Source organism: Streptomyces sp. UF-297 (assembly GCF_058245575.1).
Genome location: NZ_JBSIBZ010000001.1, coordinates 324,089 through 340,804 on the forward strand (window position 1 = coordinate 324,089; position 16,716 = coordinate 340,804).

A 16,716-nucleotide genomic window follows, 5' to 3' on the forward strand; every position below is an offset into this window, starting at 1 on the left:
TTGACAACATCTGTCACTCAGGGCTTCACTGATCGCAACGGCAGGGCACGGCAAGCTACATACCTCGATGGGGTGTGAAATTACCGGCCCGGTCCGCCAGTTGACGTCCACCATGTCGGGAGGAGGGAAAACGTATGGCGAATATCCTTGCCGCGCTGCGCAACAAGGCTCCCATCAGCAGGATCGAGGTCAGCCTCAAGAAGCGCGAGCCGAGCCTGAAGCAGAGCGCCTGGTACTTCTGGTACTAGAAATCCGTTGGACAGTGCCGCTCATCACCGGCGCCATCACCCGTCACAGACAGCGGATTGAGCGCCTTGGGCCCGTATCTCGGCTGTCGGTCCTCCGGCCCGGCCGAGTGCGGGCCCTTCGCAATTCCCGGAGTTCTTATGCCGCTTGCCACTGCCGGTACGACGAGCGCCCAGCATCCCGCCGCCCGGCGTACGACCGTATTCGCCCCGCGCCTGCGGGCTCTGCTCGACGAGCACCTGGGCACGGACCTCGTCCGCCTCGAACCCGACACCATCGGCATTCCCGGCGCCGAGCTCTCCGACAGGATTCTCGCCGCGCGCCGGGCCACGGAGACCGAGCGGCCCACGTTCAAGCCGCTGCACGGCCGCTCCATCTCCCCGCGCGAGGCGTCCTCGGTGATGCGCACCATCGGCCGCGATGTGCGCGCGGCACTGGAGCGGCCGTTCCCCCAGGACGCGGATCTGTCCGGGCCGTGGCCCATCACCGGGCACCTGTTCCTGCGCGACCTGATCCTGCGGGACGACCCCTACCGGCTGCGCATCCTGATGTCCCGGAAGCTGGAGATCACCCCGAAGTTCACCTGGTCCACCATCGTCGCCGGTGCCGCACTGCCGCGCCGGCCCGAGCCGGGGCCGCACCTGACGCACGTGGCCCAACTCTTCGCCGAGGCCCGCGGCTACCACGATCGCCGCTACGCCATGGGCATCTACCGGCGCGCCGCCGCCCCCGTCTGCTTCACCGTCTCCACCCTCGTCGCCAACGCCCTCTGGCTCGGCTCCCCCTTCGACGAGGGCGTCCCGGACGCGCACATCCTGTACGAAGCGATGCGGCTGCTGCCCCCCTCGTGGAACCTGCTGCGCAACCGCAGCCCCGAGTACCCGGCCGTCGACCCCCGGATAGGCCCCGGCGACGATCTGCTGATGCTCCCGCTGCTCACCCACCGGGACCCCGCTCTGTGGGAGGACCCGAACGCCTTCCGCCCCGAGCGCTGGGACACCCTCGACCCGGACGACACCCCCGGCTATATGCCCTTCGGCCACGCCTCGGAGCGCTGCTGGGGGCGGCACATGGTCATGCCGCTCGCCGAACTCCTCCTCGGCCACATCCGCCGTACGGGCCTGGTCGTCGCGCCGGGACAGCGGACCGCCGAGGTGCCGCTCGTCGGCCTGCTGGGCGTGAAGACCGTCCACGTCGGCCACCGGAGCAAGGTGCGCCGCGGCTGAGGGGAATGCGGTGCCCGTGTCCTCGACGCTTCCCCGGACTGCGGCTGCACGGGACGCACGAGGGGCACGAGGGGCACGAGGGGCACGAGGGGCGCGACGGGCGTCGGCAGGCCGATCCGCGACACCGCGGGCTGCCCGGCCTGCCCGTGCGGCTGCGCCGAGGTACGGCGAGGCGGCCTGCCGAAGCTGTCTGCGGCAGGCCGCCCGGGGATGAGGGATCAGTGCCCGGTCAGCCGCAGGTGCCGGCCGGCCGGGTGCGGGTCACGACGTTGCCGATGCCGGTGGTCGCGTCGAGCCACACCACCTGGTTCCCGGTCGCCGCGGCGGCCGAGAGCTGTTCGCCTCGGTTGCAGGAGACCCGGCTCTTGCGCGCGTGCTCGCCCTGCGGTGTGCCGTCGGAGGAGAACTGCCAGAGCTTGGCCAGCGACGCGTTGGTCAACTCGGCGGAGGGGGTGCGGGCGACGACCGTCACCGCGCTCTCCGAGGCCGTCACCTCGGCGGCATTGAGCGCGCCCGGGCCGGAGTCCGGACTCAGGTCCACGATGCCGGTGCCGTCCGGATTGGCGCGGCGCAGGGCGGTGGTCTCGTTGCCCTGGACGTCGTCGAGCAGCCAGAAGACATGCTTGCCGTTGATGGCCGTCGGACCCAGGCTCGTGCCGGACGGCACCTCTTGGATCACCTTGTCCTCGCCGGTGGCCACGTCCACGACCCGGGTGCTGTATTTGTACGTGGGGCGGGCGCGGCGCATCTCCTGGTAGGCGACCTTGCCGTTGCTCACCGACGGGAAGTACGCCCGGTGGTAGGTGCCGCCGCCGACCGTTTCGATCTTCGACGGGTCCTTCAGGCTCAGGTAGGCGATGCCCCGCCTGCCGCCGTGGTTGTAGTAGTCGAAGGTCACGACGTCACCGTCGATGTCCACCGAGTAGCCCGGGCTGCGGCTGTTGTGCCACAGCTTCTTCACCGGTCCGCCCGCCAGCGGCCGCGCGAGGACATCCACCCCGGTGGACCCGTACGCCTGCCACACCACGGTCTTGCCGTCGGTGGCCGGATTGACGTGATAGCGGCCGTCGTTGGGGCTCATCAGCTTCAACTGGCCCTTGCCGTCCGCGCGTCCGGCCCACACCGAGTACGCCTCGGAGCCCTCCTCGTTGGACTTGGCGGCCACGAACCAGCCGCCGCCGGAGCCGAGCCGCGAGTTCTTGGTGTTGGCCCGGTCGAGCAGGACATCGGAGTCCACGCCGATGGCCAGTTCCCAACCCGGCACGATGCCATGGGCGTTGAAGGCCCGCTGCAGGGCCTTGAGCTGGTCCGCCGTGACCTTGAGGGCCTTGGCGGAGGCGAGGACGGCGGCCCGGGCCTCGGTGAAGCCGTCGATCGGGGTGAGGTAGTCGGTCAGCGCCCTGTACACGATCTTGTCGGTGAGCGCGGCGCCCAGATCCTCCCGGGCATCCCACAGCGCACCGCCGAAGATGGTGGAGTTGAGGTGCACGCCGCCGTTGTCGGTGCCGAAGCCGACCCCCAGGAACGAGGTGGCCGTATTGCGCCCGTCGTTGAGGTCGCGGAACGCGCACGCGCGCGGCGTCTTCGTCCGGCAGAGCCGCTCGCCCAGCAGCCCCGAGTCCGGGTGGTCCGTCGGGACGGAGTACGTGTCGTTCTCGATGGCGTTGCCGAAGTAGTCCGCGATCGCCTCGTTCAGGGCGCCGGACTGGCCCGCGTAGACCAGGCCCGCGGTGTGCTCGATGACGCCGTGGGTCATCTCGTGGCCGACGACGTCCAGGCCCGCGGAGAGCGGCTGGTACTCGGCGTCCCCGGTGCCGTACACCATCTTCTGGCCGTCCCAGAAGGCGTTGACATACGGCTGCCCGTAATCGGTCACGCCCACGAAGGAGTCGATGGACATCCCGCGGCCGTCGAGGCTGTCCCGGCCGTGCTTGTTCTTGTAGTAGTCGTAGACCTGGCCGGCGGCCCAGTGCGCGTCCACCGCGCCGGACTCGGTCGCCTCGGTGCCGAAGGCCGCCGTCGGCGAGGCGAACTCCTTGATGTCCGGCGGCCATTGGCCCGCCACATCGGTGGCCCACTTGCCGCGCGTGTCCCAGGTGGACAGCACATTGCCGTCGATCTGTATCCGGGAGTGGTCGCGCAGCACATAGGCGTCGCGCCCCTCCTCGCGGGCCACCTGCAGCTCGACGGTCTTCCCGTCGAGCTTCACGCCCGAGCCCACCGTTCCCGGACCCGGTTGCGCGGCGCGGCGCGCCACGGAGCCCTTCGCGGAGCCGGCGGACACCCCGGCCGCGCCGAACGTCTTGATACCGCTGTACTGGAGGACCGGGTACCCGGCCCGCGCGTCGATGTAGACCTCGCGCAGCACCGGCTCGCCGCGCGCCGGGTCCTTGCCCCGTACGGTGATGTGCCGGGTGAGCACCCCGGTTCCCAGAGGCAGGACGACCAGCCCGCGGGAGGTGCCCGACAGCTGCGGCTCGTCCTCCTCGCCCGTACCGCCCTTGCCCTTGGCCTTGCCGGCCTCGGAGAACGCCTTCGTATCCAGCTCCGTGAGCACGGCGTCCACCGCCCGCTCGACGGCCGGCGCATCGTCGACCTCGGCCGTCGTGGCCGTGCGCAGCCCGGTGAAGTACTTGCCCGAGGTGCCCGTGACGACCCGTTCGCCGTCCTTCTTCTCCATCCGTACGACGTACTGGCCGCCCAGGACCGGTACGCCCCGGTGCTTTTGCTGAAGCCGTACGGTCTCCTGGCCGCCCGCTGCCGTGGTGGTCCGCAGCGGCGTCAGGTCGCGGTCGGGGGCCGTGATCCGGTAGCGGTCCCGCTTCCCGGCGAGATACGCGCGGGCCGCGCCCGCCGCGCTCGTGGCGTCCGGGGCCTGTTCCCGGATGCCGTCCACCAGCGCGGGCGTCGCCGTGTTCTGCCCGGGGATCACCTCCCCGGGGCTCGGCGGGGGAGTGGGGGCCGCCGTCGCCGTACTGGCGGCGGCCGCCGAAACGACAAGTGCGGCGGCGCTGATCAGCGCCGCCGCACCGGATATGCCACTTCTCGGAGCTCTGGATGCCCCTGCTCGGGATCCCCCCGTTGCGGATGCCCCCGCTCTGGACGACCTCGATCTTGCCGAGCGCGCTCGTGGATGACGCACGTGTCTCCATCCCCCCTTGTAAGCCGTGCCGGTGGCGGAACACCACCGGAGAGGGCTATGGATAGCGACGATGCGGTCCGCCATCAATGGGGTGGGATATTCCACGGGCGAGTTCCGGCCTCGGGGAGATCGCTCGCCCCAGGGGCCCTGGCCGCCCGGACGGTATGCCGAGGCGGGTCAGCTGGGGTTGGCCTCCAGCCAGTCGGCCGGCGTCCCGCCGAAGGAGCTGATCCCGTCCCAGGCGGTGGCGAACCTGCTCAGCTGCGTATCGACGATCCGGCGCTGCTCTCGGGCCGAATTGACCGCCGTGGTGGACTCGCAGTGGAGGTTGAGGTCCGGTTCGTGGATGTCGTTCTTGGAGAACAGCGCTCCGCCGAAGAGCCGGTTCTCCTCCGGGTGCGTACGAAAGGCCCGCGACGCACGGAGGTTGTCCAGATGGTGGGCGCCGATCTCCCGCAGCGACGCGCCGAGATCGACGGCCAGGATGCTCGTCACGCCCGCCACCGGGGCCCCCTCCAGGGAGTCCGCCAGGGCGTACCGGCCGATGTAGCTCTGCAGAATCCGGCAGTGGCCGCGGCGCTTCTCCACGAAGAAGGCATGGCCGTCGCAGCGGATACGCAAGGTGGCGTCCTCGGGGCGCCGGATCTCCTCGACGGCCTCCCGCAGGGTCCGGGACCGCCGGGTGGGCGCGTCGGGCGGCGCGGTGATGTCGCGCAGGAGATTGACGGTCTCCCCGCAGACGCTGGTGAAGTGCTCGGCGAGCCACCGGTAGCCCTCGGACAGGGGGCGCCCGCCCAGCTTCTCGTCGAACGCGATGCTCATGACCACGTTGACCGGGGCGAACATCCGCATCTCCAGCTCGCGCAGCGGCAGACCGACGGCGCGCAGCACCTCGCCCACCTCAGGAGCCGGTTCCGGCGGCCGGGGCGTTTGCTCGTGCTGCAGGGTCGGGCGGCTGTCGCCGGAATCATGGGTGTGCATGGATCGCTCTCTCGCAGGCGTCGGCGCGGTGACCTCTTGGATGTACCAGTTTGCGGCCCGGAACGGAGCGGTTCCACAAGGTTGACGGGATCTTGCCGGTCGGCGGGCCGCCGGGGAGGAATCCGCTCCGTGACGACTCGATGCTCCGGGAGATACGTTTTTCGGAATCCTTTCTTCTGTTTCTTGGGTGACCGGTGGTCGTGCGACTTGACATTGACAGTTGCGCGCTCTGGTCTGAACTTATCGATTTCCCTAGCCTGTTGAAAGGCCCTCGGCGCCCACGGGGGAAGGGGGATCGGTCGGGAAACCGATATTCCGCCAGGGCATCATGCGGCTCGCTTGAACTGTTCGTGCTGTAGGTGGCTGCAGTTAATGGCAAGGCTCAAGCGGTTCGGTTCGGCTTGGGCCCATCCCGGATGGTGGTCATGTCAGGGGTCCGAAGCAACTTCATCACCGATTACGACCCGCTCGCCGATCAATGGTGGGATCCTCGGGGCGCGCTGGCGCCGCTGGGCTGGATCGCGCGGGCCCGCGCCGAATTCATTCCCGCTCCGGAAAGGGAGAATGCCCGGCTGCTGGATGTCGCCTGCGGGGGCGGTCTGTTCGGCCCGCATCTGGCCGGCAAGGGATACCGCGTACTCGGTGTGGACCTGTCGGCGAAGTCGCTGCAGGAGGCGCTCAAGCACGGCTTCGACGAGGTCGCCCGGGCCGATATCACCCAACTCCCCTTCGCCGATGCGTCCTTCGACGTGGTGACGGCGGGGCAGTGCCTGGAGCACGTACCGGACCCCTACGCGGTGGTGGCGGAGTCGTGCCGGGTGCTGCGCCCGGGAGGCACCTTGATCGTCGACACCATCGCCGACACCCGGCTGGCGAGGTTCGTCTCCATCACGCTCGCCGAAAACGTTCCCGTTCCGGGAAGGCCGCCCCGCGGCACCCACGACCACCGGCTGTTCGTCAATCGGGAGCGGCTGACGAAGGTCGCACGGTCGCACGGCGTGGAGCTCGAACTGCTGGGCCTGCGACCGGGAATGCGTGACATGGCCCTCTACGTGGCCGGACGACGCGAGGAGGTCCGAGTGAAACGCACCAAATCCACCTCCGTTCTCTTTATGGGCGTGGGGACGAAATGGTGACCATCGATCAGCGGCCGGCCCGCGGAAATGCCGTACGGAACTGGCTGATCGGCGCCCGGTTGAAGACCCTGCCCGTGACGATCGCGCCGCTCGCGGTGGGAGCGGCGATCGCCCACTCGCTCGGTCAGATCAGCTGGTGGCGCATGGTCCTGACGGTGCTGTTCGTGCTCGGTTTCGTCCTGGGGACGAATTTCTTCAACGATTACAGCGACGGGGTGCGGGGCACCGACGACGCCCGGGTCGGGCCCACGCGGCTCGTCGGTTCCGGACAGGCCACCTCACAACAGGTCTTCCGCGCCGGACTGGTGCAGTACATCATCGCCGCCCTCGCCGGAATCGCCCTGGCCGTGACCGTTTCGTGGTGGATGCTGGCGCTGACGGTCTTCTGCGCGCTCGGCGGCTGGTTCTACACCGGCGGCCCCCGGCCCTATGGCTACCGCGGGCTCGGCGAGGCCAGCATTTTCCTGTACCACGGCATCGTCTTCGTGTGCGCCACGGCCTTCGTCCAGCTCGGCTATGTCCCCCTGCTCTCCCTCGGCGCGGCGATCCCCGTCGGCCTGCTGGCCTGCGCGCTGATCACCACGAACAACCTCCGCGACATTCCCACCGATGCCGCCGCTGGAAAGATCACGCTCGCGGTACGGCTGGGCGACCAGCGGACCCGCTACTGCTATCTGCTCTACGTCAGCGCCGCCTTCGCGAGTGCGCTGGCGCTGTCCGCCTCCCGGCCCTGGGCCCTGCTCGTCCTGGGCGCACTCCCGTTCGCCGTCTTCCCGGTACGCCGGGTGCTCGGCGGGGCACGCGGCCGTGACCTGGTACCGGTGCTGGAGCGCACCTGCCTGATGCTGCTCGCCTTCGGGCCGCTGCTGGCGATCGGCCTGGCGCTGTGACCGGCACAGCGCGCGCCGCCACGACACCTGATCACGAAGTGCTGGTGATCGGCGCCGGATTCTCCGGGATCGGCACGGCGATCGGCCTGCGCCGGGCCGGTATCGAGGACTTCGTGGTCCTGGACGAGCAGGACGACGTCGGCGGCAGCTGGCACGCCAACCGATATCCCGGCATCGCCGTGGACATCTCCGCCTTCTCCTACTCCTTCGGCTTCGAGCCCTATCCCTCGTGGTCCCGGGCCTTTCCCCCCGGCTCGGAACTGAAGGCGTACGCGGACCACTGCGTCCGGAAGTACGGGCTGCGGCCCCATCTGCGCTTCAACGCACGGGTGGTGCGGGCCGTTTACGACGAGCCGGCACACCTGTGGCGGATTTCCCTGTCGGACGGCGCCTCGATGACGGCACGGTTCGTCATCTGTGCCACCGGCTGGCTCACCAAGCCGAAGTCGCCCGACATCAAAGGGCTGGAGGAGTTCGAGGGCGAGCTCGTGCACACGGCGCAATGGGACCCGGCACTGGACGTGAACGGCAGGCGGGTGGGAGTGATCGGCACCGGGGCCTCGGCGGTCCAGGTGGTACCGGAGATCGCCCCGCGGGCGGAACGGCTCCACGTCTACCAGCGCACCCCCATCTGGCTGCTGCCGAAACCGGACTTCCCCCTCCCCAAAGCGGTCCGCGATATCTTCCGGGCGGCTCCGTGGACGCAGCGCACGGTCCGGCTGGTCACGGACACCGCGATGGAACTCAGCTTCGTGATCGCCATGATCCATCACCGTCGCTTCCCCTTCGTGGTCAAGGCCGGGGAAGCGGCCTCCCGGCTCTATCTGCGCAGCCAGGTCAGGGGCGACCGCGAGCTGATGCGCAAGCTCACTCCCGCGTACCGGCTGGGCTGCAAGCGGCCCTCCCTCGGCAAGGGCTATTGGCGCACCTTCACCCGCGACAACGTGCAACTCGTCACCGAAGGCATCGAGCGGATCACCCGGACCGGCATCCGCACCGCGGACGGCGAGGAACACAAGCTCGACGTCCTCGTGCTGGCCACCGGATTCCACGTCCTGGAGAACCTGCCGCCCTTCCCCGTGCACGGAATGGCGGCCCGTGAGCTCAAGGAATTCTGGACGTCCGAGCGCTACCAGTCCTACGAGGGCAGTTCGGTCAAGGGATACCCGAACCTCTGGTTCATCGTCGGTCCGTACTCCTTCACCGGCGGCTCCTGGTTCGGCATGATCGACTACCAGGTCACCCATGCGCTGCGGGTGATCCAGGAGGCCCGGCGACGGCGTGCCACCCAGGCGGCGATCCGTCCGGAGAAACACGACGCCTCGTTCCGCAGGACGCTGCGACGCCAGCGCAACACCGTATTCCTGCACGAGAGCTGCCGGGGCGCGAACAGTTACTACTTCGACGAGCGCGGGGACGCCCCGGCCGTCCGCCCCGCCTCGACGTACGAAGCCGCCTGGCGGGCCCGGCACTTCGACCTCGACGACTACCGCTATGACCGCACCCGGCCCGACAGCGTCAGCTGACCGGCCGGTGAACGACGGCCCTGGAGACCGATGTGATGCGACTGGGTGACGTGCACGGAAGAGACCGTGCGATGTGCATCTTCTACTTGCTGTTCGCCGTCTGCGGCACCCTCATCATGGGCACGCTGGCCGTCCTGTTCGTGGTGCAGAACGCGCAGGCGGGCCCCCTCGGTGTCGTGTGGAACTTCCTGCGCGATGCCTCGACGAATCTGGCGTCCCAGTTCATCTACGCGGATCTGGTGCTGATCTGGGCGGGGCTGGGCGTCTTCATGATCGTCGAGGCGCGGCGGTACGGAATCCGGCACGTGTGGGCGTACATCGTCGGCGCCCCGGCCCTGGCCCTGTGCGCGGCCTTCGCCCTGTTCATGTACGTACGCCAGCTGAAGATCGCCGCCGAGGCGAACACGCCGTCACCGCCGGCCGCCGCACCGCCCCGTGAAACACCGCCCCGGGAAATGGCGAGAAAGGCATAGCGATAAACGCCATGGCTCATGCGCTCATCGCCGGTGGCGGCATCGGTGGCCTCGCCACTGCTCTCTCCCTCGCACGCTGGGGACACCGCGTCACCGTCCTGGAGCGCAGGGAGGCCTTCGCCGAGATCGGCGCGGGCATCCAGCTCGGGCCGAACGCCTTCCACGCCCTGGACCTTCTGGGCGTGGGACAGGGCGTGCGCGACCGGGCGGTGTTCATCGACGAATTCCGTTTCATGGACGGCACGACGAGCGAGAAGATCGTCGCCATGCGGCTCACCGAGCGCTACCGCAGGCGGTTCGGCAACCCGTACGCGGTCGTGCAGCGCGGCGACCTCTACCACCCGCTGCTCGCGGCATGCCGGGCGCGAGAGGGCATCGAGCTCGTCGAGGGCGCCGTCGTGCGGCGGTACGCCCAGCACGGCGCGGGCGTCACCGTCACCACCGAGGACGGCCGTACCTTCACCGGCGATCTGCTGGTGGGAGCCGACGGCATCCGCTCGACCGTGCGCGCCCAACTGGTGGGCGACGGCGCTCCGCGCGTCTCCGGCCACACCATCTACCGCTCGGTGATCCCCATCGAGCGGGTGCCGAAGGACCTGCGGTGGAACGCGGTGACCCTGTGGGCGGGCCCCAAATGGCACTTCGTCCACTACATCATCGGCGCCGGCGAGTTTCTCAACCTCGCCGCGACCCTGGACGACGGCGCCCGCGAGCCCGTGGCGGGGCGTCCGGCACAGCGCGGCGCCGTACTGGCCCGCTTCCCCGCGCTGGGCTCCACCGCCCGGCGGCTGCTGGAGCTGGGCGAGGGCTGGCGGGAGTGGGTGCTGTGCGACCGCGACCCGGTCGATGTGTGGACGGACGGCCGAGTGGCGCTGATGGGCGACGCCGCCCACCCCATGCTCCAGTACGCCGCCCAGGGCGCCTGCCAGGCCCTGGAGGACGCCGTGGTGCTCGGCGACGTCCTCGCGCACGCCGCCACCGACGAGGTGCCGCGGCGCCTGCGGACGTACAACGCCCGGCGCCGCGGGCGGACTTCCCGCACCCAGCTGCTGGCCCGGCAGATGGGCACGCTGCTCTACCACCCTTCCGGTGAGCGGGCGGCGCGGCGCAACGCGATGCTGCGCTCCCTGACCGAGGACGACCTCTACCGGAAGGTCGCCTGGCTGCACGGCGCCCGCGACTTCACCCGGGCCATCAGCGTCTGAGCCCGCCCCATCGACCCCACCCCCTTGGGTACCTTCGGACAGAGGTCACCTGCCCGGGTGGTCACCACCCGCCGCAGTGGCCCTCGCGCATCGGATCGTGAGCGAGGAGGAGTGACCATGCGCATCCCCGGACCCGAACCCCGTACGGACGGTGGCGTGGGAGCCGTCGCGGCGGCGGGCGGGCTGCACACCTACCAGTTGCAGCTGCACGCCGAGTACGGGCCCGTCGTACGGTTCCAGTTACCGGGCGCACAGACGGCCGTCTCGGTCGCCGACCCCGTGCTGCTGGAGGCCACCGCGCACATCGACCAGCGGCCAAAGCGGCTCTTCGAGTTCCTGGCACCGCTGTGCGAGGCGGGCAATCTGCAGGTGATGGCGGCCGACGAGCACGGCCCGTGGCGGCGCCTGCTGCTGTCGGTGCTGGCCGGACGCCCCTCCCACGAGCGGCACTTCGCGCGGTTCACCACGCTGGCGACCGCCCTCGCGGACCGCTGGGCCAAGCAGGCCGAGGACGGGCCCGTGGCCCTGCAGAAGGACCTCACCGCGCTGACGCTGCGAATGATCTGCGAGTACGCGCTGGGCGGGCAGGCCACGGACCCTGACCGCGTCGTCGAGGCCTTCGAGGAGGTGCTCACCGAATACCTGGGACGGCTCTACCAAGTGGCCCTCCCGGGCACACAGGAGGAGCGTGCCGAGCGGGCGGAGCGGGCCCTGGACTACCTGCGCCGGACGGTCGACCGCGTGGTCGAGGCCCATCGCGCCACCGGCCGCACGGACCGCAGCGATCTGATCGGCGCCCTCGTCGAGGCCGGTGAGCGGCCCGCGCGCATCCGCGACACCGTCATGGTGACGCTGCTGGCCGCCCACCACACCACCGGAGTGGCCGTCTCCTGGACCCTGCATCTGCTGGGACAGCACCCCGAGGTCGCCGAACGCGTCGCCGACGAGCTGGACCGCGTCCTCGGCGACCGTGCCACACCCGACTACAGCGAGCTGCGACGGCTGGCGTACCTGGAGATGGTCCTCAAGGAGGCGATGCGGCTGTACCCGCCCGGCCCGTACGGCGCGCGCGAGACGACCGAGGCCATCGCCCTGGGCGACTACGAGATCCCGGCCGGGGCGACGGTCTTCTACCCGTTCTGGGCCGTCCACCTCAACCCCGACTACTGGCCCGAGCCCGCGAAGTTCGACCCCGAGCGGTTCACCCCGGAAAAGGTGGCCAAGCGGCCGAGGCTGGCCTACATCCCGTTCGGGATCGGGCCGCGCAGCTGCGAGGGCGCCGCGCTGGCCATGGTCGAGGCCGAGCTGGTGCTGGCCGTCCTGCTCAAGCGCTTCCGGTTCCGCCCCGTACCGGGACACCGGGTGACGCCCGTCGAACGGTTCGTACTGTGGGCGGCCGACGACATCCGCATGACCGTGAGCCCGCGGACACCGGCGTAGCCCCCGCCCGGCAGCCCGCTCGACGCCCTCAGGCCCGAGTGGCCGCAGCGGACGACGACCGCGGCTGCCAGTTCCGCAGCCGCACGGCGAGGGGAGAAAGGACGGGGGACGCCGCGGTGGCCAGCGCCGCGGCGGTCAGGGCGAGGGCCCACGCGACGGGGCCCAGCGGTGTGCAGCCGAAGAAGTGGCTGAGGCCGGGGGTCTGGATCACGGCGGCCAGCGCGGCCATGGAGCCGAGGGAGGCGGCCAGTACCGCGCGGTCGCGGCCGCCGACGAGGAGGGTCTGGCCGAGCTGGGAGGCGACCAGCGCGGCGAGGGCGACGGTACGGGCACGGGCGCGGCGGCCGGTGCCGCGCGCGGCGAGCCACCCGGCCATCGCGCCGAGGGCCGTGGCGAGGGCGCGCACGGTGGTCTCGTCGGTCAGGGCGGAGCCCAGGGACGCCTCCGGGCCCTCGCGCAGCAGGCTCGCGGCGGCCTTGGCGCGGGGGCGGCGCACGGCGATGGTGATCGCCGGGGCGAGGTCGGTGAAGAGGTTGACCAGCAGGAGTTGACGGGGCGTCAGGGGTGAGATGCCGGTGAGGGCGGCGCCGAGCACGGTGAAGGCGATCTCGCCGTAGTTGCCGCCGACCAGGATGGCCAGGGCCTGGCGCACCGAGGCCCACATGGCCCGCCCCTCCACCAGGACGGCCAGGATCGTCTCCAGCCGGTCGTCGGTCACGATGAGGTCGGCGGCGGCGCGGGCGGCCGGGGTGCCGTGCCCGCCGAGCGCGATACCGACGTCGGCCATGCGGATGGCGGGCGCGTCATTGGCCCCGTCGCCGGTCATGGCGACCGTACGGCCCAGGCGCTGGAACGCCTGCACCACCCGGACCTTGTGGGCCGGGGTCCCGCGGGCCACGACGCCGACGCCGGGCAGCAGGGCGTCCAGCGCGGTGTCGTCCAGGGAGTCGATGTCGCCGCCCGTGACCACCTTGTGGCCGTTGACGACGCCCAGTTCACGGGCGATGGCCTCGGCGGTCTGCGGGTGGTCACCGGTGATCATCAGGATCTGTACGCCGGCGTCGCCCAGCCTGCGGATCGGCTCCGCGACGCTGCCCCGCACCTGGTCCGCGAGCGCCAGGAACCCCAGGAAGTCCAGCCCGGCCACGGCCTCGTCGGTCAGCTTCCCGCCGGCCGCGCCGCGCAGCTCGGCGACGGCCAGCACCCGGTGCCCCTCGGCGGCCAGCTTCTCGCCCTCGGAGAGGATCTCCTCCCGCGCCGCCCGGTCCAGAGGGCGGCCCTCGCGGGTGGCGCACCGCTCCACGATCTCCTCCGGCGCCCCCTTGACCGACAGCATCAGCTCCTCGCCGCAGCGGCCCCGGGTCGCATGGAAGCTGCGCGAGGGCTCGAAGGGCAGACTGGCGGTGCGCCGCCAGCGGGGAGCGGACACCGTACGGCCCACGCCCGCCTCCCGCGCCCCGTCGACGACGGCACTGTCGGTGACATGGGCGAGACCGAAGCTGCCGCGCGGCCGGGGAGTGGCCCGCAGCCCGGCGGCCAGTACGGCCCGCTGTGCCGACTTGAGCCGGTCCGTCGCCCGCGTCGTGCCGCCCGCCGAGACAGCGGTCAGGGACAGCTTGCCGTGGGTGAGGGTGCCGGTCTTGTCGAAGCAGAGCACATCGGCGCGCCCGGCCGCCTCGATCGTACGGGGATCGCGTACCAGTACTCCCTGCGCCGAAAGCCGCCGGGCTGCGGCCAGTTGGGCGGCCGAGACCAGGAACGGCAGGCCCTCCGGCACGCTGGCCACCGCCAGCCCCACCCCCGCGCCGACCGTCTCGCGGGCGGGGCGGCCACGCAGCAGGCCCGCCGCCATCAGCGCCGCCGCCGACCCCAGCGCGACCGGCAGCGCGCTCCCGGTGAGCTGCGCCAGGCGGCGCTCCACCCCGACCGGCGGAGCGGCACCCCGCCCGGCCAGGGCGCCACGGCCCGCCTCGGTGGCCGTCCCGGTCGCCACGACCACGGCGCGGGCGTGCCCCGCGGACACCGTGGTGCCCTCGTAGACCATCGATGTGCGGCCGACCAGGTCGGGGGAGAGGACCGGGGCGACACTCTTGGCCACCGGCAGCGACTCACCGGTGAGCGCGGACTCGTCCGTCTCCAGGCCCGGCGCTTCCAGCAGGCGGCAGTCGGCGGGCACGACATCGCCCGTGCCCAGGGAGATCACGTCCCCCACCACCAGTTCCCGGGCCGCGATCTCGGCCTCCGCCCCGTCGCGCACGGCCTTGGCGGGCAGCGCGGTGCCCTGGTGCATCCGGGCGATCGCCCGGTCGGCGACGTAGCGCTGGGTTCCTCCGATCAGCCCGGACAGCGCGGCCACCGCGACGATGATCCCGGCGTCCAGGACGGCCCCCACCGACGCCGACAGGGCCGCCCCGCCGCCGAGTACCGGGGTGAGGGGGTTGGTCATCTCCTGGATGAACGCCCGCCCCAGGGAGGGATGTTGCGGACCGTCGTCCCAGGCTTGCGAGCGCCCGCGGACCTGTTTGGCCGTCAGGCCCTGGGGTGTGCTGCCGGTCTTGGCGAGCACGGTCTCGGGAGTCATCGCGTGCCAGGGGTGCCGTACGGCCGAGGACGGCGGCGCGGGCCGCCGCAGTACCTGTTCCGCCGACCAGATGGCCAGGGCCATGGCGAGCGCGGCGGTCGCGTTGACGGCCAGCAGGCTGCGCCCGGCCGGCCGCTGTGCCCGGCCGGCCAGCGCCACCGCCGAACCGAGCCCCGCCGAGACCTGTGCCAGCCGGACCCCGCGCTGTGCCGCCGACCGCGCGGCCCCGCACGCCTCGATGAGCAGCACCGCCCGCGCCGGGTCCGTGCCGACGTACACCTGCGCACCCCAGGGCGGCGCCCCGTCCCCTCCCGTGAGGCCCACCCCGGCGTCGGCGGCGGCGAGCGCGCCGCGGTCCCGGGACAGCAGCAGCACTCCGGTTCCGTCCCGCTGAAGTGTCCTGACGAAATCGGTCAGTTGGGGGCCCGGCGGGCCGCTGGGCAAGGGGTCGGTCTCGCCGAACGCGGCGTGGTCGGTGTGCGGGCCGGTCGCCAGTACGGTCAGTCCGGCCCGGTGGGCGGCCGTGACGAGGCCGCCCGCGGCCTCGTGGACCTCGGGCGCCACGCCGATGGCGGCGGCAGGCCGGTCCGCCCGCGTCAGCAGGAGGACCTGCCGCGCCCCCGCGGCTCTCAACCGGCCGCCCGCGCGAGCGAGGCCGTCGTCAGGGTCCGGGGCGAGTTCACCGGCAGGTCCTAGCGTCCAGTTCCCGTCCGTACGCGTCCTGTTGGGCTCTGCTACGTCGAACAGCCGATGAGCGACGGCGGCCAGGTCGCCGGTCGCCGTGTCCCGGTCGAGGGCGATCAGATCGGAGAGTACGTAGGCCCCGGTGGTGAGGGCTTCGGTGTCCAGGACCGCGGTGCCGATACGGTCCAGCCGCCGCAGCATGCCGCCATCGGCCACGACGATGCCGTGCCGGGCCAGTCCCCGGGACAGTGTGGCGGCGAACGCCTCGCGGGCCAGCCAGGGCGCCTTGGGGACCGCCGCCAGGATCGCGCCGGCGGCCCGGCGGGGGCGGCGGGTGACGGCGAGCGTCCCGGCGAAGGCCGCCCCTGCCACCCAGCCCGCCCTGCGCGCATACCGCTCGATGGGCCCGTCCCGCAGCGGCACTTCGCGCGCCCCCGTGCTCTCACCGACGGCCCTGGCGCGTTCCGCCGTACCCGTCAGACGGGACTCCTCGGCCGTCCAGGCCGCGCGCTGGGCATCCAGCTCGGCGATGCGCAGGGCATGCCGTACGGCATCCACGCCCAGCCCGAGGAGCCCGCCCGCGCCGGCCTGGGCCGCGGCGCTCAGCCCGGCCAGGACGACGCCGGTGTTGCGCGTCCCCACCACACGCTCCATCTGGCGGCGCAGGGGGAGTTGGGTGTCGACGAGCCCGATGAGCGAGGCGACGGGCGCGGGGACCGGAGTGAGGCGGGAGATACGGGCCGCGGTGGCCACGGGGACGGCCGCCAGCTGCAGGGCCAGGGACCAGCCGGCCCGCCGTACCGCGCCCGTGGCCAGCGGATGCTCCGGCAACGGTCCCTTAAGGCCCAGCTCTTGCTCGGCCCGCTCCACAACCTCCGCCGCGGCGCGCACGGTTGCCTCATCGGCCGGGTCGCCCCCCGCGGCGATCACGGCCTGGCCCAGGAAGGAGTTCACCGCGGCCCACCGCACCTGCGGCAGGTCCGCCAGCCTCCGCTCGACTTCCCTGGCGGCTGCGGCCACTTCGGTGCCGTCGCCCTCGCGCAGACCGCGTACCGCGAGGTACGCCAGCTCGCCGCGTACGCACACCCGCGCCCCGTCGGCACCGTCGGTCCCACCGAGCACGGAATGGGTCATCGTGCGCAAGATGCCGCTCACCAACGGAGGCACTGCGCGCCACCCGCCCTTC

Annotated in this window: 10 protein-coding genes; 7 read left to right on the forward strand and 3 right to left on the reverse strand. The window is 71.7% G+C overall.

Annotated elements, in window-relative coordinates:
• The first annotated feature begins 386 nt into the window (after nucleotides 1-386).
• Nucleotides 387-1,472: a cytochrome P450 gene (locus AC4IJH_RS01535; RefSeq protein ID WP_490849589.1), complete on the forward strand. Its 1,086-nt coding sequence runs from the start codon at nucleotides 387-389 to the stop codon at nucleotides 1,470-1,472.
• Between the two features lie 229 nt (nucleotides 1,473-1,701).
• Here the strand turns inward: AC4IJH_RS01535 and AC4IJH_RS01540 are convergent, their stop codons facing one another.
• Nucleotides 1,702-4,488: a M4 family metallopeptidase gene (locus tag AC4IJH_RS01540; protein ID WP_490849706.1), complete on the reverse strand. Its 2,787-nt coding sequence runs from the start codon at nucleotides 4,486-4,488 to the stop codon at nucleotides 1,702-1,704.
• Between the two features lie 303 nt (nucleotides 4,489-4,791).
• Complete coding sequence (locus AC4IJH_RS01545) at nucleotides 4,792-5,595, reverse strand: hypothetical protein (RefSeq protein WP_490849590.1); 804 nt, start codon at nucleotides 5,593-5,595, stop codon at nucleotides 4,792-4,794.
• A gap of 425 nt (nucleotides 5,596-6,020) precedes the next feature.
• Here AC4IJH_RS01545 and ubiG point away from each other — a divergent pair, with 425 nt between their 5' ends.
• From ubiG to AC4IJH_RS01575, 6 genes are all read left to right on the forward strand, one after another.
• The gene (gene ubiG, locus AC4IJH_RS01550; RefSeq protein ID WP_490849591.1) at nucleotides 6,021-6,731 is read left to right on the forward strand and encodes a bifunctional 2-polyprenyl-6-hydroxyphenol methylase/3-demethylubiquinol 3-O-methyltransferase UbiG; all 711 of its coding nucleotides are present in this window, start codon (nucleotides 6,021-6,023) and stop codon (nucleotides 6,729-6,731) included.
• Nucleotides 6,725-7,621 (forward strand): 1,4-dihydroxy-2-naphthoate polyprenyltransferase, encoded by an 897-nt coding sequence (locus AC4IJH_RS01555; protein ID WP_490849592.1) that lies wholly within the window; start codon nucleotides 6,725-6,727, stop codon nucleotides 7,619-7,621. Before ubiG ends, AC4IJH_RS01555 begins: the two co-directional genes overlap by 7 nt.
• Nucleotides 7,618-9,147: a flavin-containing monooxygenase gene (locus AC4IJH_RS01560; RefSeq protein WP_490849593.1), complete on the forward strand. Its 1,530-nt coding sequence runs from the start codon at nucleotides 7,618-7,620 to the stop codon at nucleotides 9,145-9,147. Before AC4IJH_RS01555 ends, AC4IJH_RS01560 begins: the two co-directional genes overlap by 4 nt.
• 71 nt (nucleotides 9,148-9,218) lie before the next feature.
• Nucleotides 9,219-9,620, forward strand: coding sequence for a DUF2834 domain-containing protein (locus tag AC4IJH_RS01565; RefSeq protein WP_490849594.1), 402 nt, complete (start codon nucleotides 9,219-9,221; stop codon nucleotides 9,618-9,620).
• Between the two features lie 11 nt (nucleotides 9,621-9,631).
• The gene (locus AC4IJH_RS01570; RefSeq protein ID WP_490849595.1) at nucleotides 9,632-10,825 is read left to right on the forward strand and encodes a 3-hydroxybenzoate 6-monooxygenase; all 1,194 of its coding nucleotides are present in this window, start codon (nucleotides 9,632-9,634) and stop codon (nucleotides 10,823-10,825) included.
• A 117-nt stretch (nucleotides 10,826-10,942) separates the two neighbouring features.
• A complete protein-coding gene (locus AC4IJH_RS01575) occupies nucleotides 10,943-12,265 on the forward strand; it encodes a cytochrome P450 (RefSeq protein ID WP_490849596.1) in 1,323 nt (440 codons plus the stop codon).
• Between the two features lie 28 nt (nucleotides 12,266-12,293).
• Here the strand turns inward: AC4IJH_RS01575 and AC4IJH_RS01580 are convergent, their stop codons facing one another.
• Nucleotides 12,294-16,664: a cation-translocating P-type ATPase gene (locus tag AC4IJH_RS01580; protein ID WP_490849597.1), complete on the reverse strand. Its 4,371-nt coding sequence runs from the start codon at nucleotides 16,662-16,664 to the stop codon at nucleotides 12,294-12,296.
• Nucleotides 16,665-16,716: the final 52 nt, after the last annotated feature.